The 26,699-nt window shown below is 45.7% G+C and carries 32 protein-coding genes and 1 tRNA gene; 6 read left to right on the top strand and 27 right to left on the bottom strand.

Annotation, left to right across the window (positions count from 1 at the left end; genetic code table 11):
• Positions 1 to 4 precede the first annotated feature (4 nt).
• The 13 genes from ACKX14_RS02495 to ACKX14_RS02435 all read right to left on the bottom strand — a co-directional run bounded on the left by ACKX14_RS02495 (position 5) and on the right by ACKX14_RS02435 (position 10,190).
• Positions 5 to 769, bottom strand: a complete 765-nt coding sequence (locus ACKX14_RS02495) for an ATP-binding protein (RefSeq protein WP_422444322.1) — start codon at positions 767 to 769, stop codon at positions 5 to 7.
• Complete coding sequence (locus ACKX14_RS02490; protein WP_422444320.1) at positions 678 to 1,682, bottom strand: hypothetical protein; 1,005 nt, start codon at positions 1,680 to 1,682, stop codon at positions 678 to 680. The genes ACKX14_RS02495 and ACKX14_RS02490 overlap by 92 nt, the downstream gene beginning before the upstream one ends.
• Positions 1,683 to 1,973: 291 nt before the next feature.
• Positions 1,974 to 2,969, bottom strand: coding sequence for a DUF5131 family protein (locus tag ACKX14_RS02485; RefSeq protein WP_422444318.1), 996 nt, complete (start codon positions 2,967 to 2,969; stop codon positions 1,974 to 1,976).
• 70 nt (positions 2,970 to 3,039) lie between these two features.
• Positions 3,040 to 3,216, bottom strand: a complete 177-nt coding sequence (locus ACKX14_RS02480; RefSeq protein WP_422444316.1) for a hypothetical protein — start codon at positions 3,214 to 3,216, stop codon at positions 3,040 to 3,042.
• 235 nt (positions 3,217 to 3,451) lie between these two features.
• Complete coding sequence (locus ACKX14_RS02475; RefSeq protein WP_422444314.1) at positions 3,452 to 4,165, bottom strand: MBL fold metallo-hydrolase; 714 nt, start codon at positions 4,163 to 4,165, stop codon at positions 3,452 to 3,454.
• 1 nt (position 4,166) lies between these two features.
• Entirely contained in the window at positions 4,167 to 4,961 is a 795-nt protein-coding gene (locus tag ACKX14_RS02470; protein WP_422444312.1) for a recombinase RecT, read from the bottom strand.
• On the bottom strand, positions 4,962 to 6,932 hold the full coding sequence (locus ACKX14_RS02465) for an AAA family ATPase (RefSeq protein ID WP_422444310.1): 1,971 nt from the start codon (positions 6,930 to 6,932) through the stop codon (positions 4,962 to 4,964).
• Positions 6,904 to 7,095 (bottom strand): hypothetical protein, encoded by a 192-nt coding sequence (locus ACKX14_RS02460; protein ID WP_422444308.1) that lies wholly within the window; start codon positions 7,093 to 7,095, stop codon positions 6,904 to 6,906. Before ACKX14_RS02460 ends, ACKX14_RS02465 begins: the two co-directional genes overlap by 29 nt.
• A complete protein-coding gene (locus ACKX14_RS02455) occupies positions 7,079 to 8,179 on the bottom strand; it encodes a DUF932 domain-containing protein (protein ID WP_422444306.1) in 1,101 nt (366 codons plus the stop codon). Before ACKX14_RS02455 ends, ACKX14_RS02460 begins: the two co-directional genes overlap by 17 nt.
• A gap of 63 nt (positions 8,180 to 8,242) precedes the next feature.
• Positions 8,243 to 8,794, bottom strand: coding sequence for a helix-turn-helix transcriptional regulator (locus tag ACKX14_RS02450; protein WP_422444304.1), 552 nt, complete (start codon positions 8,792 to 8,794; stop codon positions 8,243 to 8,245).
• Positions 8,795 to 9,013: 219 nt separating this feature from the next.
• The gene (locus ACKX14_RS02445) at positions 9,014 to 9,259 is read right to left on the bottom strand and encodes a helix-turn-helix domain-containing protein (RefSeq protein WP_422444302.1); all 246 of its coding nucleotides are present in this window, start codon (positions 9,257 to 9,259) and stop codon (positions 9,014 to 9,016) included.
• Positions 9,260 to 9,288: 29 nt separating this feature from the next.
• On the bottom strand, positions 9,289 to 9,969 hold the full coding sequence (locus ACKX14_RS02440; RefSeq protein WP_422444300.1) for a helix-turn-helix domain-containing protein: 681 nt from the start codon (positions 9,967 to 9,969) through the stop codon (positions 9,289 to 9,291).
• Positions 9,966 to 10,190, bottom strand: coding sequence for a helix-turn-helix transcriptional regulator (locus ACKX14_RS02435; RefSeq protein WP_422444298.1), 225 nt, complete (start codon positions 10,188 to 10,190; stop codon positions 9,966 to 9,968). Before ACKX14_RS02435 ends, ACKX14_RS02440 begins: the two co-directional genes overlap by 4 nt.
• 166 nt (positions 10,191 to 10,356) lie before the next feature.
• On the opposite strand from ACKX14_RS02435, the gene ACKX14_RS02430 reads away from it, so the two are divergent.
• Both ACKX14_RS02430 and ACKX14_RS02425 read left to right on the top strand, forming a co-directional pair.
• Positions 10,357 to 10,791, top strand: a complete 435-nt coding sequence (locus ACKX14_RS02430) for a helix-turn-helix domain-containing protein (RefSeq protein ID WP_422444296.1) — start codon at positions 10,357 to 10,359, stop codon at positions 10,789 to 10,791.
• A 63-nt stretch (positions 10,792 to 10,854) separates the two neighbouring features.
• Positions 10,855 to 11,583: a hypothetical protein gene (locus ACKX14_RS02425; protein ID WP_422444294.1), complete on the top strand. Its 729-nt coding sequence runs from the start codon at positions 10,855 to 10,857 to the stop codon at positions 11,581 to 11,583.
• Here the strand turns inward: ACKX14_RS02425 and ACKX14_RS02420 are convergent.
• The gene (locus ACKX14_RS02420; protein WP_422444293.1) at positions 11,537 to 11,827 is read right to left on the bottom strand and encodes a hypothetical protein; all 291 of its coding nucleotides are present in this window, start codon (positions 11,825 to 11,827) and stop codon (positions 11,537 to 11,539) included. The two genes, ACKX14_RS02425 and ACKX14_RS02420, sit on opposite strands and share 47 nt — an antisense overlap.
• Positions 11,828 to 11,939: 112 nt before the next feature.
• Between ACKX14_RS02420 and ACKX14_RS02415 the strand changes: the two genes are divergently transcribed.
• From ACKX14_RS02415 to ACKX14_RS02400, 4 genes are all read left to right on the top strand, one after another.
• Positions 11,940 to 12,677, top strand: coding sequence for a DUF3800 domain-containing protein (locus ACKX14_RS02415; RefSeq protein ID WP_422444291.1), 738 nt, complete (start codon positions 11,940 to 11,942; stop codon positions 12,675 to 12,677).
• Between the two features lie 181 nt (positions 12,678 to 12,858).
• On the top strand, positions 12,859 to 13,371 hold the full coding sequence (locus ACKX14_RS02410) for an ImmA/IrrE family metallo-endopeptidase (RefSeq protein WP_422444289.1): 513 nt from the start codon (positions 12,859 to 12,861) through the stop codon (positions 13,369 to 13,371).
• A 69-nt stretch (positions 13,372 to 13,440) separates the two neighbouring features.
• Positions 13,441 to 14,259: a hypothetical protein gene (locus ACKX14_RS02405; protein ID WP_422444287.1), complete on the top strand. Its 819-nt coding sequence runs from the start codon at positions 13,441 to 13,443 to the stop codon at positions 14,257 to 14,259.
• Positions 14,260 to 14,320: 61 nt separating this feature from the next.
• Positions 14,321 to 15,439 carry a site-specific integrase gene (locus tag ACKX14_RS02400; RefSeq protein WP_422444285.1) on the top strand — a complete coding sequence of 373 codons (1,119 nt, stop codon included), beginning with the start codon at positions 14,321 to 14,323 and terminating at the stop codon, positions 15,437 to 15,439.
• 92 nt (positions 15,440 to 15,531) lie between these two features.
• Here the strand turns inward: ACKX14_RS02400 and ACKX14_RS02395 are convergent.
• From ACKX14_RS02395 to ACKX14_RS02335, 13 genes are all read right to left on the bottom strand, one after another.
• A tRNA-Pro gene (locus ACKX14_RS02395) sits at positions 15,532 to 15,608 on the bottom strand.
• Positions 15,609 to 15,678: 70 nt separating this feature from the next.
• Positions 15,679 to 16,569 (bottom strand): homoserine kinase, encoded by an 891-nt coding sequence (gene thrB / locus ACKX14_RS02390; RefSeq protein ID WP_422444283.1) that lies wholly within the window; start codon positions 16,567 to 16,569, stop codon positions 15,679 to 15,681.
• Positions 16,570 to 16,582: 13 nt separating this feature from the next.
• A complete protein-coding gene (gene thrC, locus ACKX14_RS02385; protein ID WP_422444281.1) occupies positions 16,583 to 17,638 on the bottom strand; it encodes a threonine synthase in 1,056 nt (351 codons plus the stop codon).
• A complete protein-coding gene (locus tag ACKX14_RS02380) occupies positions 17,639 to 18,907 on the bottom strand; it encodes a homoserine dehydrogenase (RefSeq protein ID WP_422444399.1) in 1,269 nt (422 codons plus the stop codon).
• A 29-nt stretch (positions 18,908 to 18,936) separates the two neighbouring features.
• Positions 18,937 to 19,380, bottom strand: coding sequence for an ACT domain-containing protein (locus tag ACKX14_RS02375; protein WP_422444279.1), 444 nt, complete (start codon positions 19,378 to 19,380; stop codon positions 18,937 to 18,939).
• 110 nt (positions 19,381 to 19,490) lie between these two features.
• Positions 19,491 to 20,969: a stage IV sporulation protein A gene (spoIVA, locus tag ACKX14_RS02370; RefSeq protein WP_422444277.1), complete on the bottom strand. Its 1,479-nt coding sequence runs from the start codon at positions 20,967 to 20,969 to the stop codon at positions 19,491 to 19,493.
• A gap of 200 nt (positions 20,970 to 21,169) precedes the next feature.
• The gene (locus tag ACKX14_RS02365) at positions 21,170 to 22,201 is read right to left on the bottom strand and encodes an NAD(P)H-dependent glycerol-3-phosphate dehydrogenase (RefSeq protein ID WP_422444275.1); all 1,032 of its coding nucleotides are present in this window, start codon (positions 22,199 to 22,201) and stop codon (positions 21,170 to 21,172) included.
• 19 nt (positions 22,202 to 22,220) lie between these two features.
• Entirely contained in the window at positions 22,221 to 22,817 is a 597-nt protein-coding gene (plsY, locus tag ACKX14_RS02360) for a glycerol-3-phosphate 1-O-acyltransferase PlsY (protein WP_422444273.1), read from the bottom strand.
• On the bottom strand, positions 22,814 to 24,136 hold the full coding sequence (gene der, locus ACKX14_RS02355; RefSeq protein ID WP_422444271.1) for a ribosome biogenesis GTPase Der: 1,323 nt from the start codon (positions 24,134 to 24,136) through the stop codon (positions 22,814 to 22,816). Before der ends, plsY begins: the two co-directional genes overlap by 4 nt.
• Positions 24,133 to 25,458 carry a DUF512 domain-containing protein gene (locus ACKX14_RS02350; RefSeq protein ID WP_422444270.1) on the bottom strand — a complete coding sequence of 442 codons (1,326 nt, stop codon included), beginning with the start codon at positions 25,456 to 25,458 and terminating at the stop codon, positions 24,133 to 24,135. The genes der and ACKX14_RS02350 overlap by 4 nt, the downstream gene beginning before the upstream one ends.
• A gap of 69 nt (positions 25,459 to 25,527) precedes the next feature.
• Positions 25,528 to 26,001 (bottom strand): DUF3189 family protein, encoded by a 474-nt coding sequence (locus ACKX14_RS02345; RefSeq protein ID WP_422444268.1) that lies wholly within the window; start codon positions 25,999 to 26,001, stop codon positions 25,528 to 25,530.
• Between the two features lie 14 nt (positions 26,002 to 26,015).
• Positions 26,016 to 26,483: a DUF3189 family protein gene (locus ACKX14_RS02340; protein WP_422444266.1), complete on the bottom strand. Its 468-nt coding sequence runs from the start codon at positions 26,481 to 26,483 to the stop codon at positions 26,016 to 26,018.
• A gap of 13 nt (positions 26,484 to 26,496) precedes the next feature.
• Positions 26,497 to 26,691 carry a capping complex subunit for YIEGIA gene (locus ACKX14_RS02335; protein ID WP_422444264.1) on the bottom strand — a complete coding sequence of 65 codons (195 nt, stop codon included), beginning with the start codon at positions 26,689 to 26,691 and terminating at the stop codon, positions 26,497 to 26,499.
• Between the last annotated feature and the right edge of the window lie 8 nt (positions 26,692 to 26,699).

Below are 26,699 nucleotides of genomic sequence, written 5' to 3'. Positions count from 1 at the left end.
TCAATCACCCTCCCAATCTGTAATTTGCTTCTCGGCCCTGGACCACCACCATGTGGCCCTTTCCTCGCTCTATGATCCTGGACCCGATTGCCTCATTGACCTCCAAAAGCTGCTCTGGAGTCATATTGCTGTTTACGATTGTCGGTAGGAGGTTTAAATACCGGTAATTCAGGACCTCAAAAGCTATTTCAAGCTCAAAGTCCCGTTTACGATCCCCCCAGAAAAGGTCGTCCCATATCAGCAATGGGACCTTTTTCATCTGCTCCAGTTTTGCCGATATCCTTTGCTTGTCTATAGCGTCTTTTAACTCACCCAGACCTTCGACGTGCGGGAAGTATAGTGCTGGCACCCACTGCGGTATAAGTTGATTTGCTACCGCCATGCTCAGGTGGGTTTTGCCCGAACCAGGCTCCCCCAGGAGAACCAGCCAGTTGTTCTCCTGGTCACGCAACTCGTGAAACTTGTCGGCATAGTCCTTGGCGCACTCGTACATGGCCCTGACCGCCGGGGGCCGCCCCTTGAGTACGAAATTATCAAAGGTCTTATGTCTGAAGGCCGGCGTGATCTGGCTGCATTTGAAAAGCCGCTCCAGCCTCTTTTGTTGCTGGCACTGGCATATCATTGCCGTGCCGTCTTCGTTGAGTATGTAACCCTGGTCGTGGCATTTCTTGCAGTATTCATCTGCTTGTGACTTTGCCTTTCCAGAGGAATTTGTCAATATCGATTGTTTTGCCTTCATTCGTTCCAGAATTCGGGCCACGCTGTCCATTGGCTTTCGCTCCTTTCTCTTGCTGGAATTGTAATGCTTTCTCGCACCAATTCCGTAGTTGCAGACGAGCATTGGACTTGGGCTTCAATGGCTTATCCCGCTTATAGATGCGCCATTTTTTTATCTCCGTTAGCAGGTCTAACGACGGGAATTCGACCATCAGGTTTCTGATGTAATCCAGGTCCTGCGAAAAGTCAAAAGGGTAGCCTGGAACTACCTTAAGTTCTTTGAGCATTTCCCGCTCTTTTTCTGTATGCTCGGGTATTGTTGGGGGAGGCGGGGGTGTGGGTGGAGTGGGTTCTCCATCCCCCTTCTCCTTCCCGTACCCATCCTCATCCCTATCCCAATCTTTATCCCTATCCCTATATATATCCCTACCCATACCCAACCCAGTGCCGGAAGACTTCTCCATTGTTTCTCCATCTTTTCCACTATTTTGGGGAAATGTTTCTCCAATATTTCCGCAAACCACTTCCACCTCTTTCGTAAATATTTCCTCTGCCGTTTCCTCCGTTTTTTCTTCTTCTTTCGTCTGTAGTTCTTCCACTGCTGCTACATCCTTGGCGGAATCTTCCTTGATAGGCGGTGGCGGCAATTTGGAAGGCTTGGGATATTTCGGTTTCTGATATTTATTCCACTTTAGGAAAGCAAGATACTCTAATCCATCGACTTCGTATAAGACCAGGTTTTTGCATATTGCCACTATATGATCACGCATTGCCTTTACTTCGTCCAGCGATAGGTCGTCATATGGGAATATTGTGGCCCTCAAATATGCTGGATTTCCCAAAAGCCGGCCTTCGTCATCGGCGTTGGAAAAGCAGCCGATGAATAATAACCTTTCTTGAGGTGTTAATTGCCCAAATGAGGGATCTGTCCATATGTCGGGGTGAATAAAACGCTGTCGTGCCATCTTACCGACCTTCTTTCATGCTATCTGCCCTAGCTCTTTTTATTGCCGCCCGTAGCCGTAATTCTGCAGCTGTTACTTCATAGCATGCAGCTTCAACCATGTCCGGGCCCTGTGCTAGATTAAAACGGTTCTGAGCTACCTCTAGTGCCGTCAGTGCTTCGACTACTCGGGGGTCCATCGAGGTAGTATTTGTTATCAAACAATTTACCACAGTGAATACACCTCACTTTCTCCTGATTTTTTTCTGGATTTGCGCTATACATTCTCTGTTTGCAATATGGGCAAGTCCACTTAACCATTGTCCACCTCTGGGATCTCGTCCCACGTCCGGCCGTCTAAAAGGCGGCCGGCACGCTTCTTGCCGACGCGCACCATGAACTCCCATCCGCGCTCCCGCTGATCCAGGCCCCAACCATGGTATGGTTCACAAATCTCCCCGTCTGGCGCCATGATGATCTTCTGGTGAGGCTCGTCCCAGCAGCCGTCGTGCGGCATCCACTCGCCCCACTGCTTGAAGAAGAACGTAACGCCCGCGGCCTGGCACTGGTCGCGTAGACTTCGCGCCCAATCCGGATGCATCGGTCTTGCTCCGGGGCCAGTTTCTCCGCCGACTATGACCAAGTTAAGTAGGCTGAATCGCTCAACTGGCCTTTTGCAGTATTTACAGAGAAGCTGGCCGTTGTTATCCCAAGTTACCCCCTCATCGCAAAGCTGCCCGTGCCTTTCGCAGTATCGGACCTCTTTTAGCCATTCACTTAGGTCCATTGGCCCTAAAAGCGGTTCGCAACTCACAAACCGCACCGCCGTCGGAATCTGGAATAGAATCGGTATTCGCTCATTGGCAGCCTGCTGATTTTCGACTGTGACGCCAAGCCATATGTTTGTAAACGGAAATTTTCCTCCAACATAATCCATTGCCTCACAGCAGGATTCTATATATTCACGCATTCGCTCCGGCCTTTTTGTCAGAATCATATATGTATGCCAGTTAGCATCTAGCATTGTGTCAAATACTTTATCAAGAAAAGTAAACGGCACGGCCGGGTGAAACAAATCCCCCATGCTACAAACAAAAACTCGTTTTGGTTTCTTCCACTTCAATGGCTCCTCCAGCTTTTCTGGATGCAACGTCACCCTGAAAGGATCATCTTCTGGATACCCGCACCGGCCCCGAAGCCGATATGCCATACGTCGAGCGTAGCAGTTTTCACAACCCTCGCTGACAGGGGTGCATCCCGATATAGGATTCCATACATGAGTTGCCCACTCTATTTTTGTTTGTCCCATAAGCTTCCTCCATAGCTCCATATTTTCAGAGAGGCAGGCAGGCCGGGGTAGCCCGCCCGCCAAATCCACTTCATCCTATTGCAATATGAGTGCACTTCTTTACTGCGGTTATAATGTCAGCTGCATTCACTACGGCTTTTTGCCCGTTTATTTCTAAGCATACTTCCATATCACTTTCGGTGCTGTGCACCTTTACAGGGATACAAGTTCCTTTGACGTTATTTATCTCGCAAATTACTTTTATCATAAATCTCCCTCCTTAGTTTTTTCATATTTGGCAGGGGCAGGGACTCGAACCCGGCATGTGACAGCGTTTTGTGCCATGAGCACAGTGGGCGACTCTCTCCTTCTCGACTTGTGCCAGCCGTGTCACTAAGGAAATGACTTAGCGTCTCCCTTTCTGCCACCTGCCATATTCCGCCGCCCAGCCCGTGCATCGCTGGCATGAGGCCAGCCTTGCGGGAGGGGCAGCATCGCACCGGCTATTGCGCCGCCGGCGCCACATAAACTTCCTTGCCCGTGAGTTCCTGTATCTCTCGCTTGAAACGTTCTGCATCGCTGTTTCCGTCTGAAAGATGCAGGAGCCAGATCTCCTGCACCCAGCTCAGGTCATTTGCCCTCAAGAAGTCCTTGACGTGTGCGAGGCTGAAATGGCTCTTTAGAACCCGATCCCGGAGCACCGGCGGCACTGTGCCGTTTGCAACATTCTCTTGCAGGATATCTAGGGCATAGTTGCACTCGATCATGATGTGAGTAAGCCTCGGAAATCGGTAGCGGATGTAATAGGTGTCCGTGGCATAGAGGACCTTTTCCCCGTCCTTGGTAGCCAGCAAGAAACCCAGCGGCTCTGCTGCATCGTGCTGAGTCTCGAAGGGTAGGACCTGCCATGTTCCTACGGCGAACTGCTCCCGGGCCCGGATGACTCTCACCCGGTGCCCGCTTATCCCCAATGCTTCCTGCGTGCCAGCGCTCATGTAGCAGTCCATGCCAGCGCGCAACATGTCAGCCATCGCTCGTGCGTGGTCTTGGTGCTCATGGCTTACCAGGCACGCCGCTAAGTCCTGCACCCGAAACGTGAGCCATCTTTGTATCTGCTGGAACCTAACCCCACACTCCAGGAGGATGGGGGTACTGCCATCGGTCACCCGATAGCAGTTCCCCCGGCTGCCAGAGGCCAGTACTGCGATCTCAACCATCTCAAAAGCCAGGACCGTCCTGTTCTATGGGCGGGGTCTGAACCTCGTGAACCTCGCCCTGCACATCTATGACCTCCTGGTTGGCGTTAGCCGCTACCTCGCGTTCGACCTCAGCCTCTATGTCCTCTTCCTCACGCGTGGAAGTGAGGGCCGTAACCATGTCGGTGGAGAGGATGCCGTATTTGCTGAGTAACTGGCGGACAACGGTCTTTAGGGCCATCTCGTCGAAATTGCTATTCCAGGCCGAGCCGGCAGTTCCGTAGCTTCTGCTGTACCGTTTCGCATGAGCTATGATCTCCTCCCGGGTCATGTAAACTGTCTTTGAGAAGCCATTCAGAAGTTCCATGTAGGCGAAATACCCCTGCGGCTTCTCGCTGGTCGGTTCGCCACTGATGGTGATCTCTCCGGTGAGAATGTTCCGGGTCACTTTCATGCCCTCGTACACGATGCCCGTATTCAGGTGTCGGTACTGTCCCGTGCGCATCGCAAGCTGAATGTAGCCCTTGTAACCGAGTTGGAACTGGGGCTTACCTTTATAAGGCACGATGTATGCGAAGCCAAGCTGTTTGTTAATCGGGAGTTTCAGCGTGGCAGCTTTTAAGGCCTCCATGACTACGGCACTAGGGTCGCACTCTTGTAGGTCTTTGTCCGAGCCGTAGAGGTCGATGATGGATGCAATGAAAGCTCCGGCGTTCTCCTTAAGTGCGTTTTCAAACTGCTGTTTAACGCTCTCAGCACTCAGTACCGTCTTGAGTTTATCCATCGGCCTAGCAACTTTAGTAACTTCATTCGTCATTTACGCAACCTCCTTCTTCCTTGCGGTCTCCTCATGGCTTTTTGCCTCAACCCGTAGGGTTTTATCGGCCTCGCTCACGACCAAGCGGATCATCTGCCCCTTGGTCGGTATCAACTGCGTTACCGCCTCTGCGTTGTCGATCCAGATCGGCGGCGCAAAGTTGTAGTGTTCGGCCAGTGTGTTAATGATGTCTAGGCCCACATTGATGCGGGCGGCGTTGTTGAGCCCGCCCGAGTAAGGGACACCCTGGTATGTGGTTTCGCAGCACTCCACCACAGCTCCATTGACTTGCACGTTGAATAGCTTAAATCGAGCTAGCTTGAAGCGGCTGTTGATCTTGTCTTCCAGCAACTTGACTTTTGTTTGAATGAACTTCTCCGTGAGGTATAGCTCTTCTTCCAGCCGCTCATACTCGGCAGCCAGCATGCGCTCCTGGGCCTTCAGCTCCTCGATGCGCTCCAGACCGCGTTTCCGGGCTTCGACCTGGACGGCAGCCTTCTCTAGGGCCTCCAGGGCCATGTCCAGGTCCGTGAGTTCCTTCTTTATTGCGGCAGTTTGTCCGAGGTTTCCAGCCTTAAGCTCCTCTATCTCCCTTTCAAGCCTATTCTTTTGCTCTTGGAGTGCAGCCCAAGAGAGGTCCGCCGAAAGGTCAACCTGCCGCTGACCGAGAGTTTTTAGGTGCTCCTTTGCCTCCGCAGCCTTGCCCTCTAGCTCTGCGACCTGTGCTTGCATCCGCTGTATAGCCTTTTCTGTTTCAACGTTCTCAGCTTTAAGCCTCTCCACCTCGGCCTTAGCCGCCTTGCCGCGCTTAGAAATTTCCTCCAGGCGCTCAGCCTTCTGGCGATTGAATCGGGCCTTAGCCTCTTCAATGAGGCTTTTAGGCATCGGCTGGCCGCAAGTGGGGCAAACATCGGTTCCATCGAAACTCTCTTGATTCACTCGGTGCCACTCTGTACGCAGGTTCGTCATTTCCCGCTCCAGGCGCTCGATGGTTCCATTCTTTTGTGTTATTTCGCGTTGTTTGGCCTGCATTTCGCCCTGTAGCGCATTTAGCTCCTCGTAGATCGTGGCTAGGGTTTTGCGCGCCTCTTCAGCGGCTTGAGCCAATCGTTCTTCCTGCGCCCGTCTAAGGCTAAGCAGCTTTGCTTCGATTTCCCGTAGGGCCTTGGTCTTCTCGCCCATTTCCCCACCACTCTCCAGACGGGCAAGTTCCTGCTGCTTCTTCTGTCGCTCGGCCTTCAGCTTCGCGATGTCTTCCGACAGCTTCTCGGGCACGACTCCCTCCAAGCTAGGCATGCCCTGCTGAACCTCGTCGATACGTACCGGAATCTTCTCAAGCTCCCGGTTGATCTCAGCCCTCCGAGCCGCGATGACCTTCCGGTGGTCCTCCAACTTCCGCCCCTGGAGGATGTCCGGCAGTCTGGCCAGAGCAGGCTCCGCCGCAATCACTTCTTCGTCGCTTACATCACCGCAGACCTCTAGGAGGATCCGCCGGCGGTCTTGCCAGTGCAGGCACTCATTGAAGTATGTGGGGCTGGTCAGGAGTTTAAACACATCCTCGCTGGCAATACTGGTAATCTGGGCCTCGTAATCCGCCTTTTTCACAGGCACGCCGTTAATGAAATAGTCTGTGGTGTGGCCGGTGAATTCGGCAGTAGGAGATCCTCGCTTTTTCGTCCACTTTTCCTTAAAAACCTTACGCAGTGTTAATTTTTTCCCCTCGACATCCAGCTCTGCTTCCACTTCATGGTTCAATCCATGCACCGGCTGTCCGTCAAGTTGTAATGTTTTGATCTCAAAGTCCTTTCTGTTTTGACTATCTTTGTCAAAGAGTAACCAGAGAAAAGCATCAAACAATGTTGTTTTTCCGGTTGCGTTATCTCCGTATATATTAACATTGCCGCCATTGGTGATGAGTTCAAAAGACTTTATGCCCTTGAAGTTAGCCAGTTTGAGCTTCAATAGCTTCATTCGCTTTCGCCTCCTCCAACTTTTCTACCGCGCTTTTAAGCCGCTTCCCCCTTTTAGCCCCTACCTTCTCCCACAGGAGCCAGGTCTTCATCGCCTGCAGGTATAATCTAAAATCCCGGTTTTTCCCTGCAAATGCCGCTATCATCTCAAACTTGGTTTGCATATTTCTTCCCTTCTTTCTCTGTATTTATTTCCTGCCATTCACTTCTGCTCATATTAATTACATCCCATCCAAGGCACTCCAATTCTGTTGCCCTATCGTAATCCTTTACATCCTGGCTTGTGCGGGTGATCGCATTACTCAGGCCGTATAAGCTCAGGTCCCCGCCTTTGATGAGATATTCAAGGACACCTTCCTGCTCGTTCTTTTGCAGCCCGTATTTTGTAGCGGTAAGTTCCACTACGGTCTGGACTGAACCGGTTATCTTTGCCTCGGCTGCTTCTCTCATCCTGTCTACTATCCTGCGGAATTTTACTTCATCCACGGCTGCTCTGACCGTATCCTGCACTTTCATGAGAAATGCTCTATCATCTGCCTCCAGCGTTTCGTCCCTGTATAGCTCATACATCTCGTCGCTGTCATTAACCCTGCCGATATGATACCGCCGCTGGCCTGCGTCATTTACAACCATGCCGTTTTCGCAGACCAGACGGTATATAAGCGGCTGAACAGATACCGCACCGTGTCCGACCTCACTGTTTGTAATCATGATTCCTGCCTGGACGATGTCGCCTTTCTGAACTTCCGCTTCCAGGCGTGGATTTACAACCTTGATATACATTTTTCTGTCCGTGAGCTCGCAGCTTTCAACCCGTGCATCTTTCATCTCGCCTATTATCGGCAATACAGCCTCTGCTATCTCGTAATTGTCGATGCGACGATATCTGTCGCTCAGAAAAGCTCTTGCGGTGCCATCCAGTGTCCTGACCATCCTCCTTGATGGCTGGCGCTGAAACCATGCACTAACGTTTGTGGCAAGAAGTTCAGGAAATTCCGTTCTCATGCGGTCGTAATACTTTGCTGGGATTCCTAAATGCTGCCCGATTTGCCGGTGCGCAATGTCATTTATGCCGAATCGTTCTATGTCCTTGTGTTCTCCGATGTTTTTGAGCATATCAAGCTGCGGTATTTTTTCATCGTCAATGACCATTCTCAGGTTTCTAGTGTCAAGGATAAAATCCCGTTTTGCCCTGTTCTGGCGGGCCAATTCCACCGCCAGTTCCTGTAATGTTTTGCCGGTTTTCATAATTTCTTCTCCTTTCTCAATTGACTACCCCACCTATTCGTGATAGAATGGGGCTAGGTGGATTTAGTTGGCGGCTTGCAAAGCCGTCTTTTTCTTTTGTACGTAACCTCTCTGCCAGCACTTGTCATTATGGGCCCTTATGAGGTCTCCCACATCGGTCCAATATCCGAGACTAATCTTTAGGCATTCGACTACATGCTCCACATCCAGGAATTCCTCCAAACATTTGATGAACTCTCGCCATTCGGCTTCTGAGAAGTCCTCCCGGCTGTTTTTATTAACCACCAGTTCCTGCATCCTGCCCAGAACGGCCCTGGCTTCGTCAAATTCCCCTGCCAGCTTTAGAACCACACTTTGTGGATCAAGGTTTACACCCTCAAGGACTTCGTAACTGTACTTCTGACCTATCGGGCAATATTTCCGGCAGTATAGCTGGGTCAGCCAAGGTACTCTGCACTCCCGGCTTATGGCCATGGCCACGTCCGCAGGCGGGATCTGTTTGCCGGCCTCATATGCTTCTATGGTTCTGGGGCTGAGGCCGATTTTACTGGCAAGGGTCGCACGGCTCATTTTCTTTGCCAGGCGGGCCTCCCGAATTACGGTGCTTATTTCCACCTCACTACCTCCTTTCTCGAAAAATAGTAGTAGTTTCCATGTTTTATTTCTAATTGAAGTTTGTTAAGTTTATCATGTAGCTATGGACCTTTGAAAATTGAATATCTTCTTTACCTACTTGCTTTTCTTTGTCTAAGTGCCCTAAGTAGCTTTAACATTTTTCCCTGGCACAGCCGGCAGACCTTACCTTCGTCCCGGCGCAGTCTCCGGCCGCAGGATTCACACCGTTGCATTGTGTTCACCTCCTCCTACTATTAGCTTCAATGTTGGTTGTGACATGATTTCTTTTGCTAACGGTTTTTCCATCCATTTTAGGAGGGCTTGCTTTGATATCCGTATTCCACGCTTGCCTAAGTTTACGGCCGGAAAACCGGGCGTTTTGGCTAGCCGATATGCCTTGCAACGACCGATTTGTAGAAATTCAGCCATCTGGGGAATAGTCATGACGTCGGGATAGTTTCTCATTGCTCTTCCTCCATTGCAGATTTTTCTTTTCAGGCGGTTTGTTGTGTTTGCTTCTCGCTCTTTTTGAAACCACCAGGTTCCCATGTTTTAATTAGGACGATAGCTTCTTCAAGCATTTCACCTCTTATTAAGGAGTAACTCTTAACTTTAAAATGCTCCCTCAAATCTTTAGTGAGCCAGACTTTATATAACCTCTGGATATTCGGGTCATCACTTAGACTATTTACTCTATCATTTATTACATCTCTTAATATTTCAGCTTCTTCTATGTCATCGAATGATATCTCATACGGTTTAGCCAATATGGCTTCTATAGGACATCTAAGGGCATCAGCTATTTTTTTGATGGTGCTATTTTTAGTGGTTTTCCTTTTCAAAATCGTGGATATTGCAGTATGTGTCATACCGATTAATTTCGCCAAGTCTTTTTTGTCTAAACCGTTTTTAGCCAGCAAATATTCAATAGCCTCTGGATTTATTTCAGGTTTTTTCCTTTTTTGCGAGTGAAACTTCATATGGCATTTGTGACATACCGGCATTAAGTTTTTTATATCATGATTACTAACCGAGCCGTCTTTATGATGAATTTCAGTTGCTTTACCGCCGCATATCGCACATTGATAATTACTTGCTTTTAATACCTTCAGTCTGTTTTGTTTCATTGTGTAGTGGTCGAGATAATCAAAGCTCAATTGATCCACCTTCTTCATGCGGTTTTCTCATGTTTACCATGGTTGACATCGACCGTAAAAAAAATTTCTTCAACCGGCAATTTCAAATAGTTTGCAATCCTTATGATTATGTCGCCGCCAGGAGTTTTTACCCCTCGTTCTATGTCCGATAAATACGGCCTAGTTATACCGACCGCTTTTGCTAGTTCCTCTTGAGTAATGCCTTTTTGCTTTCTTATCTGCTTCAATTTGTTCATCATAGTTACCACCTCCTGCCCTTTATGTCTCCCATGGTTTACAGTCTTATTATAATACCTAACTCTTGATTTGTCAACTATGTGATACAAAAAATTTTTGTATATTTTCTTGCTGTATTCCATAGATTACAATAAAATATAATTGAACCTTTGAAAGTTGGTGAAAACAATGACGTTAGGGGAAGTTATCAAAAAGTATAGGGAAGAAAATAATTTATCTTTGCGAGAGTTTGCCGATAAATGCGGTTTAAGTCATGCATATATAGCAAAGCTAGAAGAGGGCAAAGATCCACGTAGCGGGAAAAATATAGAGCCTACTTTAGATACGGTAAAAAGAATTTCCGAAGCGATAAATTTACCTCTAGATGAGTTATTACAAATGATTGGCTACATCGAACCCGACACCCCCACCCCTGCCTCTACAGACAAAGACCCCACCCTCGACGATGAAATCATGGCCATCATGCGGGACTTGGGTCCGGATATTACATTGCAGTTTTATGACTTAAAGGGGATGACGGATGAGGAAAAGGAAAACCTGAAGATATTTTTGCAGGGGTTGAAGGCGAGGAGGGAACAGAAAAAGAAAGAGGGGACAGACTGATAATAAATTAGAGGTGCGGGAGCAAATTTACTCAAGAGAATAAATTGAAAAAGGAGCGACAAATTGGGGAAATATAAATTTTTTAATCCCAGGCATAAGAACCCTGAGTTTTATGAGGAAAAGGAACTTAACCAAAGGGATTTCCCATTAGTAAGGCAAAGGCTCCTAGAGAATAGCTTGAGTAATAATTACGATGATGCATGTAAAGAATGGGACCTGGATGACATTATAGGTGAAGATTCAGTAGATTTTACAGACCGATGTGAACTATGCAATCAACCGGGGTTAAAAACGAACTTTATAATATCAAACAATAATACAGGTAAATCTTTAAAAGTAGGCAGTAAATGTATAACAAGATTTTTGATTTTACCCGGCGCTTCCAACCATCAGGAAAGTGCGGAAATATTTGAACATAAGAAGCAGGAAATTATAAACATAAGAATTTTACAAACATATTTAGGCCCCGTTCTTTGCGAACAACCAACCTCTCTTGAAGTATACCGCTTTAAAAACGCCAGTAAGAACTTTTTAGGTTCTCTCAATGCTTCGGAAATTAATCCCATAAGATGGCAAAAATATATTACTGCATTATTCGGTAAAAACAATCCGGAACAAAAGCTTTTAGAGAGAGTAAAACAGGTATTGTTTGGAAAAGTGAAAGTAAAGAAAGAAAAACTGGAAACTGGAGAAAAAGCCGGTCACTGGAGCAGCATCATAAAAGTCAAAAAAACAAGAGTACAAACTACTCTTTCAAAATCTTCGGCTTATCGTTCTCAAATAGATCGGTAATAATCGATAAAGCATCTTTATTTTCTAAATGCATAACAATTTTTGCACCGGTTTTTACCCTAGTCAGGCTAAGAATATTACCAACATAACCTAAAATCCATCGTTCTTTACAATGAGGGCACCTATGAGGCACTCCCGCACCTTTTTTGACAGACCATATAAAGTCTTTGCCACATACACATGTGACTTTAACCACGTCGCTCCATGTATTTATTTCAAAATGTTCATGGTAATATGCATACACCCGCATCCCTCCATTTGTATTATATCAAATTCAAAGGTTTTCTTTCAGAGGCTGAATGCAAGAGGAAAAAGAGAATTAGAAATAGGCGTAGCCAAAAATAGGGGGCCATATTTTGAGCAAAAAATACTTAGCATATATAGATGAATCTGGAGATGAAGGGATAAAAAAAGGTACTGTATGGTTCATATTAACAGCTGTTATTGTTGAAAAAGAAATGGAAATAAAAATTAGTAAAACAATTGATGAAATAAAAAGTAAAATTGGCATTTCATCTGGTAAACCGTTACATTGGAAAGAGTTAAGAAATAAAAATGTCAGTAAAAAGCGATATATTATCGATAGGCTTTCAAAAGAAGATTTTGTTTACACAAATGTTATAGTGAATACTTATGATATGGAAAATGAGAAATTGCAAGGAAAATTGCTTTATAACTATGCCTGTAGGTATTTACTTGAACGGATTAGTTGGTACGTTGGGGATAATAACGGAACAGTAGATATAATCTTTAGTAACAGGTCCAATATTTCCTATCCAGATTTAAAAGAATATATGGAAACCTTATTTAATGATAGTGAATGTCAAATTAGGAAGTATGTTATTACAAGTTTTAGTGTATTTGAACCTAGTCAAAGGAAAATGCTTCAATTTGCTGATGCTTGCGCAAGCTCTTTAGCTGAAGCATTTGAGAAAGACTCTTTAGGTTACGTTGATGAACGATTTGTGATGACATTGCAAAAAAAATTATATCGAAGAAAAGGTAAATTATTAAGTTACGGATTGAAAATTTTCCCTAATGAATTTTTAAAAAAGTACCTCGATGATTACCCGTGGATAAAGCAAATAAAATAACCAGGCCCCCAGCTCAAGGATCCCACAGGTTATAAACCTGCTGGGGCGTTTTCCACCCCCTTGAGTTTTTCTGGCGCATGCCTGATTTAATAATATTATATTCGATTAGAGATAAAAAATCAACTTTTTCTGTGGATAATTATGTGAATAATTTGTGGACAACTTAGAAAGGGGATCTTTGATGTATCTCAACATGGCCGAAAAAGCTAACCAGCTTTTACAAAAATACCAGGTCAAAGATTTTCCGGTGCCGACAGATATTATAGAGCAGATTATTTATAGCGAAGGAATAAGCATTGAAATAACGAAATACCTCAAAAAAAGTCTTTATCACGAAGATAATGGTTCAAAAGTAATATTCATTGGACATGCTCTGAAAAACAGTCTCTATCGCGAATATCTTCTTCATGAAACCGCGCATAGATATCATTATGGTAATACTGCTTTACAAGATCCAATTATCGTTGAGAAAAACGAAGGACAAGCCAAAGCATTTGCGGCATATTTTCTAATGCCCATTGGCGTATTTGAATCTTATCTTGCCAAAGGTGAAAGTGACTATTCTCTCTCTCAAATCTTTGGTGTTACTCAAGAACTGGTTGAATTTCGGAAAGAACTGTCAAAATCACTTATCGAAGGAAATATTGCTATTACTGAATTAAGCGAAGAATATGAGAATATGTTAGAAAACTAACTTAATGGTTTAGTAAAACTGATTATGTCTAATTGTGACCCGATAGATAAAAATATGGAGGTGCTCAATATGGGCAGCTTTTTAATCCTGCTGGGAACTCTGGGTATTATAGCATCGTTCGTCATGTTGATTGTGCGATTAGTTGCTAAAAAAGGGCTAACTTTTAAACAGATCGCAGTGCTGGCTATTATTGCTATTATTTTAGATATCGCTGGTGGTGCCTTGTCTCCACCCGTTCAGGAAGGATATAAGCAGGGTCAAACTCAAAAACCTGTTACTCAAGTATCTCAGCAAAAACCTCCTGTTGAGACAAATAACAATAATTCACCAACATCTAATAACTCATCAAAAGAAAATAATAATTCTTCTACCGCTCCCGTAAAAGCTGAAACTAATAATTCGATTAATATAGAAAAAATAACTATTGATAAATCTAACGCCGGAATTAATAAATCCAATGTCGAAAATGAGTCGCAAAAAGATCCTGCTGTCGAAACCCTGGAACAAGCTGCAAAGGATTATTTAGGTAGCAGACTAAAATATGTTGTGGTAAATAGTCTGCTTGATGATCAAAAAAAGAAAAATGTGGAGATTCATTTCAGGGGTTCTGATAATTTAACAACAAAATACATACGGTTAGGAATGCTAAGAGATTCGGCGGAAGTATTTCAAAAAATTTTTACATCTAATATCCCTATTGAAGAAGCAGTTACATGTGTCTATTTTCCCCTTAAAGATAAATATGGAAATACCTCGGAAGAAGTTGTTATGAAAGTTTATCTTAAAGGCGAAACTGCCAAAAAAATTAATTGGGACGGGGTTGATAAGTTAAACTTTGACCAGGTGGCTGATGATATTTGGATAATTCCTGCTTTACGAGAAAATTAAAGCGGGCAACCGCTTTTTCTTTCAACTTTATTTACAAACATATGTTTAGGAGGATGGCAATATGAGAGGCCATATCAGGAAAAGAGGGTCTACATGGACCATTGTCCTTTATATGGGTATGGTGGAAGGAAAACCTAAATACAAATGGGTAGGTGGATTTAAGACACGCAAAGAAGCCGAAGCAGCTATGGCTGAATATGTAGCACAGTTGGAAAAAGGGATGTATGCTGACTCGCAAAATCTGACCCTCGAAGAATATCTAACCAAATGGTTGAAAGATTATGCCGAAATAAAAGTAGCGCAAACAACTTTTGCAACCTATATTGATGCCGTGAATCACATAAAAGAGTATTTAGGCCATATTAAACTTGAAAAACTCCGGCCCGCAGATATTCAGGCTTTTATATCCCATCTTTCCAGGGAAACAAATCTTTCTATTCGCAGTGTAAGGTATTTCTATGCCATATTGAACATAGCTCTCAACACAGCAGTGAAATGGCAGCTTATTGCCCACAACCCGTGTGATGCTGTCACTCCGCCCCAAAAGACAAAACAAAATATGCAAATACTAACTTCGGAACAAGTAAATGAATTATTAACAGGGGCTAAGGATACGCCTTTATACGTTCCTATTCTTCTGGCTGTCACATGCGGCTTGCGTCGCGGTGAAATACTGGGGCTGTATTGGGACAGCGTGGACCTTCAAAATAATATCATCACCGTAACCAGAAGTATCGTTAAAACTCCCGATGGTAAAATATTGGAAAAAAATCCGAAATCTAACGCAGGGGTCCGTGCAGTGACAATACCTGATATAACAGTTAAAGCGCTTAGAGCGCTTCGGAAAAAACAGCTTGAAAATAAGCTGCATCTCGGGCAGGAATATAAAGATAACAATCTAGTTTGTTGCTGGGACGACGGCACGCCTTTTTATCCCGATTATTTGTCCCAGGGTTTCAAAAAACTATTAAAAAAACTAAATTTGCCCGATAATGTCCGCTTTCATGATCTCCGGCATACCCATGCCACTCTGCTACTTCAGCAGGGAGTACATCCGAAAGTTGTCCAGGAACGCCTAGGGCATTCATCTGTATCTATTACTCTTGATACTTATTCTCACGTACTGCCTACACTACAAAAAGAGGCAGCCAATAAAATAGACGATTTACTAAATAGTTAAACATATTAGCAAAATATTAGCAATCTGCACTTTGTTTGCTAATATAAAAAAATATAAGGATGCTTAACATCTGCATCCTTACTGGCTTTTAATGGTCTGAGTGGGGGGACTTGAACCCCCGGCCTCTAGAACCCCATTCTAGCGCGCTACCAAACTGCGCCACACCCAGACACCGTCTCTAGACATTATTTATTATAAAGGATTGAGCACGTATTTTCAAGTCCTTTTACGGTGCATTTTTAATAAATTTTTATACCTTCATTGGAAGGCGGTATTACTTTATAGTCCGCCTCAATGCCTTTCTCTTTAAAAATCCCCACCATGTCCTTCCCGAGTTCTTCAGCCCTGTTTTGAAAGGCAATACTCACCACGGCCGGGCCAGCGCCGCTCAAAAAACAGGCCAGTGCGCCCTTTTCGGGAGCGATTTTTATGATTTCTTCCATACCGGGGATAAGCGCACTCCTGTAAGGCTGATGCAGTCTATCCTGACAGAATATATTTAGGTCTAGAAAATCGCCCTTTGAAACGGCGGCCACCAGCAAAGCGGCTCTTCCTATATTGAATACGGCGTCTTCAAAATCAACGGTTTTCGGCAGAACCCTCCTGGCATCTTCCGTCTTAAGATGAAAGTTCGGTATACCCACCACAAACCGGAGTTCGCATGGTATGCAAAAACTTTTATATATTACTCTGGGGCCGCATTTCAGTGAAAGAGTAAAACCTCCGATTAAAGCCGGAACCACATTATCCGGGTGGCCTTCCATTTCAGCAGCCATATTCAGAATTTTTTCAAAGGATAGCAAATCCCCCGCCAGGCGGTTGGCGGCCATCATTCCTCCTCCAATGCACGCCGCGCTGCTTCCCAGTCCCCTGGCTATCGGAATATTGTTTTCCAGGGTTATTTTTACGGGCCTGTCTATACCCACTTCGTCAAAAACCCGTCTGGCGGCTCTGTATACCAGGTTTGTCTCGTCTCTTGATATTTCCATTTCACCTTCACCTGATACAATAACTTCCGTGGATGACGAAAACTCCATATCGATATAGTTATACAACCCCATTGCCGCCCCTATGCAATCAAAACCCGGACCAAAATTGGCTGTGGTGGCCGGAACTCGGACCCGAACCATAATAATACCACTCCTACCCGAATATTTCCTTTTCCAGAATATCCATACTGGCCTCCACAACGGTCGGGGCAATCCCGTTTTTTATAGCTGTGTCCGGATCTTTGAGACCGTGTCCCGTAAGCACACAGACAATCTTTTGGCCTTTTTCGAAGCCGTGTTCCCGGCAATACTTTATTACTCCGGCCACAGAAGCAGCAGAAGCCGGTTCCGCAAAGATCCCCTCTTGTTTTGAAAGCAGAGAATAGGCATTGAGTATTTCTTCATCGGTCACTTTGTCTATCTTGCCCCTGGATTCGACCGCGGCTTCAACGGCAAATTTCCAGCTGGCAGGATTACCTATGCGGATGGCAGTAGCTATTGTAGACGGGTTGTCTATGACCCTGTTTTCCACTATGGGAGCCGCTCCAGCCGCCTGAAAACCCAGCATTCTGGGGAGCTTTTTTATTTTGCCGTAAGAAAAATACTCTTTAAAGCCCTTCCAGTAAGCTGTGATATTGCCGGCATTCCCCACGGGAATAGCCAGGAAATCCGGAGCTTCCTCAAGGTCGTCACATATTTCAAAAGACGCGGTCTTCTGGCCTTCTATTCTATTGGGATTTATGGAATTGACCAGCGTAATGGGCCTTTTGGATGAAATTTCCTTCACCATCCTCAGCGCCACGTCAAAATTACCCTTGACGGCTATCACTTTAGCTCCGTAGGCAATGGCTTGGGCCAGTTTTCCCATGGCTATGGCCCCCTCGGGGATTAGTACCACGCTTTTTATTGACGCTTTTGCCGCATAGGCGGCAGCAGAAGCAGATGTGTTGCCGGTGGATGCACAGATAATGGCATCGGTGCCGTCCTCCACCGCCTTTGAAACCGCCACCGTCATTCCACGGTCTTTAAATGAACCGGTGGGATTTACACCCTCGTATTTTAAATAAATTTCGGCATCTATCCCCAGGTAATTTTCAAGATTTTTGGCCCTGATAAGCGGAGTGTTGCCTTCGCCCAGGGAAACGATGTTCCGGGGATCCTTTACGGGAAGGTAAGAATAATACCTTTCTATGACACCTTTTCCGCTCAATTACATTTCCTCCTCTACCCTTATAACGCTTGCTATTTCTTTTACTTGCTGAAAGGATTTAACTCTATCAAGCGCTATGATGAGATTTCTGAAAGGCACATCGTATGTGAGCATGACGATTTCGGCCGTACCGTTGACGGTGTTCTTCTGGAAGACTTTCCAGAGGCTGATTTGATTGTCGCCCAGGGCGCCGGATATTTTTGATAAAACCCCCGGCTTGTCGTCGGCCCTTAACCTGATATAAAACCTGGCGGTAGCCATTCCCGGGTCCAGTATTTTATCTTCGTTATAGCAGGTGCAATACATCTTGCCGGAGTTTTTATTTCTCACGACATCCATTATATCGGCTACCACCGCACTGGCCGTAGGCATTTTGCCGGCGCCCTGGCCGTAAAACATTACCCGCCCGACGGCATCGCCTTCTACAAGTATGGCGTTAAAGACTCCTCCCACACCGGCCAGGGGATGTCTTTGATTTAAAAGCACCGGGGTTACGCAAACCTCTATACCGCTTTTATGCCTTTTTCCGGCGGCCACAAGCTTGATTTTATAGCCCAGCTCCCGGGCATATTCCAGATCGACAAGGTCTATCCCGTCGATACCCTGGGTATACACCTGGTCGGGGGTTATACGCGTATTGAAGGCGATGGATGACAAAATCGCAAGTTTTCTGGCTGCATCCATGCCTTTGATGTCGGCGGTGGGGTCGCTTTCCGCGTAACCTTCCTCCTGAGCCTCTTTTAAAGCTTCTTCAAAGCTTTTATTTTTTTCGGCCATCTGACATAAAATATAGTTGGTTGTGCCGTTTAATATGCCCATCACCTTGAGGATCTCATTGGCGGCAAGGCACTGTTTCAGGGGGCGGATTATAGGAATCCCCCCGCCAACGCTGGCCTCAAAAAACAGGTTGACATTTTTGCTTTGGGCCAAATCCAGGAGTTCCCTGCCGTGTTTTGATATAACCTCTTTATTGGCTGTAACCACATGCTTGCCAAGAGTTAACGCTCGCCTGATATATGTAAAAGCGGGCTCCTCTCCTCCCATCACTTCGACGACAATGGAAATATCGCTGTCTTCAAGAATGTCTTCGATCTTGTCGGTGATTTTCCCTTCTGCAAAAAAAGGCCTTTTTTTATTTAAATTTTTTACAAGGATTTTTTTTACACCTATAGGTTCCTCCAATCTTCTGCATATTGTATCCATGTTTTTCTCAATGAGCTCCACCACTCCCGTCCCAACCGTGCCAAGTCCTAAAAGTCCTATTTGAATCAAATTCATCTCCCTTTCCTGTAAATTGATTATTCTCTGGCTATGATTTCCACTTTTTGAACGCCGGTCTTGCTTTGTATAACTTCCATCAGGTCTTCTATATTCTCAACCATGCTTCCGGTTTCGAAAGATATGGTCACATTTGCCAGACCCTGGATAGGGATGTTCTGGTTGATGGTCAGGATGTTTCCCCTGGCTTTTGCTATCTCGTCTAAAATGCCCGATAAAACACCCGGCTGATGCTCGAGTATGAGCGAAATGGTGATGATTTTCCCCAGGCTGGCCTCATAAAATGGAAATATAAAATCCTTGTATTTATAAAAAGCGCTTCTGCTCATCCCCACCATTTCCGTGGCTTCGTTAACGGTCCGTGCTTTGCCGCTTTTTAAAAGCTCTTTGGCCTTTACGGTCTTGCGGACTATTTCGGGCAGTATCTCATCTTTGATGATATAAAAACCACCCCGGTTGGTCAAATTTATCCCCACCTCGCTTTGTTCTTGTATCAAACACAATTATTCGCTTACGGGAGACATTATAGCACAGGCCCACAAAAAAGGCAAGACTTTTTCAAGTCTTGCCTTTTTTATAATATAATGCATATCAGACCACCGCTGCCTTCGTTGACTATGCGCTGCAGCGTTTCCTGGAGTTTGCTCTGGGCCGATTCCGGCATATGGTACAATTTGTTCTGGATGCCTTCACGCACCAAATCGTTGAGGGATTTGCCGAATATGTTGGTCTCCCAGATTTTGGACGGATTGTTTTCGAACTCGTTCATCAAATAGCTGATGAGCTCCTCGCTCTGCTTTTCGGTTCCTATTATGGGCGAAACTTCTGCCTGTATGTCGGCCCTTATCATGTGTATAGACGGAGCCACGGCTTTCAGCTTGACACCAAATTTTGAACCCTGTCTTATGATCTCCGGCTCTTCCAGGGTCAGCTCATCCAGCTGGGGAGGAACGATCCCGTAACCGATTTTTTTAACATCTTCCAGCGCCTTTGCAACCTTGTCGTATTCTTTTTTGGCCTGAGTGAGTTCTTTCATCAATTTCATCAGGTGATGATCTCCGCTTATGGTCATGCCAGCCATTTCGCTCAACACCTTGTAAAACAGTTCTTTCCTGGCCTCCATAATGATTTCAGCCGTCCCAAGGCCGAGGTTCATTTCCTTTAGATGTACATTTTCCAGAAAGTCAAAGGTGTTGAAGACCGCCAGGGTTTTCTCCATGTCTCTCAGACGGTGGATGTCTTTGACTGTGTTCCTGACCGCTTCTTCGAATTGTTTTCTGAGCCAGTGGTCTTTATCGAGAACCTCAATCCACTTTGGCATGCGAATGTTTATTTCCATAAGAGGGAACTCGTAGAGCACTTCTTCAAGAATGGCGTATATATCTTCAGCGGTCAATTCCTGGCAGTTAACCGGTATAATCGGCACATCGTATTTGGACTCCAGGATTTCTTTAAGATCGAAAGTCCTTTCATCCATTGGTCTTGCCGTATTTAATACGATGATAAAGGGTTTTCCAATGGCTTTAAGTTCATTAATTACTCTTTCCTCGGCCTGGATATAATTTTCCCGGGGGATTTCGGTGATGGTGCCGTCGGTGGTAACGACAAGGCCTATGGTAGAATGTTCCTCGATTACTTTGCGAGTACCTATTTCAGCTGCTTCCTGAAAAGGTATTTCTTTGTCGTACCACGGCGTGGAAACCATCCGGGGGCCGTTCTCGTCCTCATACCCAAGTGCTCCCCTTACGGTGAACCCGACGTTGTCCACAAGCCTGACCCTGAACTTGATGTTGTCTTTAAAGGTAATTTCAACGGCCTCGCTGGGGATGAATTTCGGCTCCGCCGTGGTTATAGTTCTGCCGGCCCCGCTCTGAGGAAGTTCATCTTTAGCCCTTAGTTTTTCATTTGGATCGGTCATATTTGGAATGACCAGCAATTCCATAAATTTTTTGACAAAAGTGGATTTGCCCGCTCTTACGGGTCCCACTACTCCTATATAAATGTCTCCTCCGGTTCTCTCCGCAATATCCCTGAAAAGGTCAAATTTTTCCATTACGCTCCCTCCTTTTTATTTCCCCCCCTTTCATTTTTTATTTTTAAATGATTCTTTGCAAAGAAATTTATCTTTTGCTGCGGAATCACCGGCTTTTCCTAGAGGAGGGGTAGTTCACTTTAATAATATACAGTATATATATATGACGAGGTCTTTCGAATATTACCTTAAAAATGAAAAAACGTGGATAAACCACGTCTTTACCGCTCAAAAGTCTTCTGGAAAACGACTTCCTCGATTTCATGTTTTCCCTCGCGCCTCATCAGACAGGCAACGGCTTCCTTCGGATTTTTTTGTTCGAAAAGCACAGCATGAGCCTGTTCCGTAATGGGCATTTCTATTTCCAGCTGTTTTGACAGCAAATGTGCCGCTTTGGTGGTATTTATACCCTCAATAACCATTTTTGTCGACTCCACCACTTCCTTCACCGTTTTACCCCGACCAATTTCCATTCCTGCCCTTCGGTTCCTGCTATACATACTGCTGCAGGTTACGATGAGATCCCCTATTCCCGAAAGCCCTGCAAAAGTGAGAGGATTTGCGCCCAGTCTCACCCCGAGCCTTGTAATTTCGGCAATTCCCCTGGTCATTAAAGCCGCTCTTGTATTATCCCCGAATCCCAGACCGTCGGAAATTCCCGAACAGATAGCAATAATATTCTTCAACGCCCCGCCCAGTTCAACTCCCGTGATATCGGGATTTGTGTAAACCCTGAAGTAATAATTCATAAAAACATCCTGGACGCTTTCCGCCACCGGCTTATTCGCCGAAGCGGCCACTACGGTGGTAGGCAAGCGCCTTATGACCTCCTCAGCATGGCTGGGCCCCGAAAGCACAGCAATATTCTGTTTGAATCTTTCGGGCAGTTCTTCCATCAGAATCTGAGACATGCGGTGGTGGGAACCGATTTCCAGGCCTTTTGTTGCACTTACCACGATTTGAGTATATTTTAAATATTTTTTAATTTCTCTCGCCATCGCCCTCATCGCATGGGAAGGGACCACCATCACCGCCATATCCGCTTTATACAGCGCCTCCTCCAGGTCCACAGAAATATGTATTTCCTCGGAGATTTTAACCCCCGGAAGATAATCCTGATTCTCGTGGGATTCTTTTATTTTATCCGCTAGTTCCGGCCTGCGGACCCATAGAGAAGTGGTTATACGGTTATCCGCCAGGACGTTGGCCAGCGCCGTTCCCCAGCTCCCGGCGCCTATCACCGCCACTTTCATTTTTAAAATAACCTCCTCCTTATTTTACTCTTTTCACTTTCTGACCGAGTTTTGGCTCCCTGCCTTCCACCAACCTTTTTATATTGGACCTGTGCTTAAAAAGGGTCATAGCCATCAAAATCAATGCAAAAATTACATGATATCGCGATTTGCCGCCGACCATGACGAGCAGCGGAAAAACCGGTGCAGCCAGAATTGAACCCAGTGATACATATCGTGTCAGCGCTATGACCAGTATGCCGAAAGTACTTATTATTAAGGCGATATTGGGCATGACGGCCCATATAACCCCGAAAGTTGTGGCACTTCCCTTGCCTCCTCTGAGGCCGAAAAACAGGGGCCAGTCATGGCCCACCACCGCCGCGATACCGCACCAGAGAGCCAGAATTTCTCCACCCAAAAGCCTCCCGACCGCCACCGCCAGGACACCTTTTAAAGCATCCAGAATAAAGACAACCACGGCAGGCCCCGTGCCCAGAACCCTCTGAACATTGGTGGCTCCGGCATTCCCGCTGCCAACGGTTCTTATGTCTATTCCCTTTATAAATTTAACCACAAGATAAGCGGTGGAAATCGAACCCAAAAGGTAACTTACCAGCAGTGCCAAATACGTCATCGGGCGACCTCCTTTTTTTCTTTTGCTTTTATTACCACAGGGGTCCCTTCCAAACCGAAGGTTTCCCGCAATTTGTTTTCCAGGAATCTGGCATAAGAAAAATGAAAAAGCTCCAGGTCGTTTATGAAAAACACAAATGTTGGCGGCTTTATGCCCGTTTGGACTGCATAATAAATTTTCAATTTCCTCCCTTTAAAGCTGGGAGGCTCCACCAGGGCCGTAGCCTCCTCCACCAGCTCGTTCAGCATACTGGTTTTGACCCGGAAAGTATACTGGTCCATCACGAAATTTATAAGTTCCAGGATACGCCTCACCCTCTGCCCCGTCTTGGCCGAGATAAATACTATGGGCGCATACTGCATAAATGCAAACTCGTTCCTTATCTTTTCGCGGTAGCGGTTAACCGTCTTGTCATCCTTTTCTATCAGATCCCACTTGTTGACGACAATTATGATGCCTTTCCCCGATTCATGAGCCATCCCCGCTATTCTCTTGTCCTGTTCGGATATTTCCTGGGTGGCGTCGAGGACCATCAGAACCACATCGGAACGCTCAATAGCGGCTATCGCTCTCACATTGCTGTAAAATTCTATGTCTTCTTTGACCTTGCTTTTTCTCCTCATGCCTGCCGTATCAATAAGGACCATTTTTTTACCCTCTACTTCGAAGAAAGTATCGATAGCGTCCCGGGTGGTGCCCGGTATCTCGCTTACGATGACCCTTTCTTCCCCAAGAATGGCATTGACCAGGGAGGATTTCCCCACATTGGGCTTGCCCACCACCGCCACTTTTATCGTATCTTCATCGTATTCAAAGTCCCCTTCATCTTTTATAAAGCCGGTCACTTTATCAAGCAGATCACCTATGGCAAGGCCGTGGATTGCCGATATAAAAATGGGTTCTCCGAAACCCAGTTCGTAAAACTCGTAAAGTTCATGCCTCATCTCAAAGTTATCGACTTTATTCACCACCAGTATGACTGGCTTGCCGCTTCTTCTCAACAACCCGGCCACATCTTCATCGGCGGGGGTCAATCCATCTTTCGCATCCACCAAAAAAAGTATGACATCGGCGGTTTCTATGGCAAAATCGGCCTGTCGTTTCATTTGACTCAAGATTACATCCTTTGCGGAAGGTTCTATGCCGCCGGTGTCAACCACGGTAAACTTCTTGCCGTTCCATTCGGTGCGGCCGTAAATTCTGTCCCTCGTGACACCCGGTTTATCGTCAACTATGGATATTCTCTTGCCTATAATTCTGTTAAAAAGAGTTGATTTACCCACATTGGGTCTGCCCACAATGGCCACCGTGAAGCTCATTTCCCTTTCCTCCAGTTTGTGCCTAACATTTTTCTCACAAAATCCGTGCCATTTATGCCTACCACGCAAACTTTAACGCCGAGAGAATCTTTAACATCTTTTACCGTCACGTCGTCCAGGAAAAACCGTCTATCCTTCAACATAACTTCGGGAATCAGCAGGATATCGCCCAGATCCTTCCCCTTTAGCTGGCCTATTAAATCCCTTCCCGAAATTAAGCCGGCCACCGTAACCGTATGGCCGAAAAAATCATTTACAATAGGATAAATCTTGTATTCAAGATTTTTGACCGCATTAAGAGGCGAAAGTTCTTTTATTAAGAATTTATAAGCAGAAACGCCCGTGGCTACCGCCACCCTTCGTCTGACGGCCAGCCCCGGCGGCAGGCGTCTCATGCAGTATTCCAGTTCTTTTTTCAAAAGGGCCATCAGGCCTATGCCGTTTTCCAGCTGGTAAAATTTTTCATAGGTTTCATAGGGGGGAATGGCTCTATCAGCCTTAATATAAAATTCATCGGCGGCAAAGGCCAGCCGTGTACCGTACCTGGCAAGACATTTTTTCTGAAAATGCTCCACGCGGTCTAAAATACGGGAGGCTTCTTGGCGGGTATAGGGTCTTAAAGGGAAAAGGCCTTTTCTAAATTTGGTAAGGCCTACGGGTACAACGGCGATCGACTGGACGTGAGGCCACAGGGCCGCCAGGTCCTCAAGGGTTTGATCCAGCACTTTCCCGTCGTTTATGCCGGGACACAGTACTAGCTGGGTGTGAACCGAGATGCCGTGGTCCGCCAGAAACTTAAGCTTTTCCAAAATCTCCCCCGAACGCGGGTTTTTCAGCATGAACCTGCGCACTTCTGCGGAAGTAGCGTGTACCGATATGTAGAGCGGACTGAGCCCCAGGGTAACAATCCTGTGGAAGTCCTTTTGAGAAAGATTGGTGAGCGAAATAAATGTGCCGTTGACAATGGAAAGCCGATAGTCATCGTCCTTAACGTAAAGGGATTTTCGCAAACCGCGTGGCATCTGGTCCACAAAACAAAATATACATCTATTCCTGCAGCGAATAATATCATCCATTAAAGGATTTTCGAATTCAATACCCAGGTTCTCGTCAAAATTTTTATGTACCGTGAAATGATTTACGGCACCATTTTTATTTTTGACTTCCACATCGAGTTTCTCTTCTGTGATTAAATATTTGTAGTCCAGAAAATCGCCGAAACACCGGCCGTTTATCCTCAAGATCTCGTCACCGGGCGAAAGACCTATGCTGGCGGCGATGCTATGCGGTTGAACAGCTTTTATTACAGCCTTTTTGCCCATTTTTACCTCATTTTTTATAGTAACTTATATTACCTACTACTAATATTATTACCAAAAAGGATTTGGAAGTCAAGTTTTGTTTAAACTCAGGCCTTCGGCTTTTTTAACGCTGTCAACCAGTTGGACAAATTCAAAGTATTTTTCCCGTATCCCCTGTATGGTTAGCGGCCTCCCCAGTTTTACAAGCCCCAACCTGCGCGACATAAATCCCCCGATCTTGGTTTTTAAATTTACATTTCTCAGAGTGTCTACCATCATTAAATCGCATGTATTTACCCCCGAGTGTTTTAAAAAACTAACAATGGCCTTCTTGACAAGCTCCCTCTGGCTGGTCATGCCTATTATAAATATCTCGGAACCGTACTCGTCTTTTCCCATAAAAAAAGGAGTCCCGATTTCAAAAGAATTGGTTCTGTCGTAATGGGGCAATTTCCTGAATTCATCGGGAGGGGGAACCCGGTCGGCAGGCAAAAAACCGAGGTGAATGGAAGCAGCTACCACAGAAGAATGGGCGCTCCCGTAGCAGTAATAAAAAATCCTCATACCATCATCCTTTTTTAACCTTTTTTTGTATAGTCGGGCTCGTTTTTCACTTTCAGCACGGTATTTTCCAGCCCATTCATGCTTTTCCTTATTCCTTTCAGAACAAGAGCAAGACCCGTTTTTTCCAGCCTGAATTTATGAATCAAACAGCTGCCCAGCGATATATAAAAATTGCTGTGGGCGTTCAGATCAACAAAATCCACCGAGTTCTTCCCAAGGCCGTATATTTCGGCAAGGCCGTTCAACGTCCTCTCTATAACGCGGCCGGTACTTTTGGAACCCATGACATAAATCCTGCGGCCCAGGTCGTCGGTCCCCATATAAAAAAGCTCTCCCAACTGCGGGTATGTGATACCGTTAAATCTGGGCAGTTTTAAGATTTCTTCATCTTTAAATTGTCCTGCTTTTATCTTACCTAGATGCAACGAAGCAGCCACCACAGCAAGGTAGCTGCCCCAGTAGCAGGAATATATAACTTTCAAATTTAATCCCCCATCAGTGTCGGACGATGATGTAGGAACCATTTTCCAGATCATGAGCCATGGCCGAGAGTATTTTGCACAGATACAGGGCTATCTTATTCCTTTCCTTTTCATCTCGCGCGTAGAACACCGGTACTCCCGAGGCCGTCTGCTCCTTATTTATAGTGACGACGGCCAGGATGACCTCTTTTATCCCTATGTTATCCATACCCTTCA

This window comes from Thermorhabdus hydrogeniformans (assembly GCF_049310025.1).
GTDB lineage: Bacteria > Bacillota > Thermosediminibacteria > Thermosediminibacterales > Tepidanaerobacteraceae > JBJYKD01.
The sequence above is the reverse complement of the archived record's forward strand: the minus strand, read 5'-3'. Positions and strand labels throughout refer to the sequence as shown.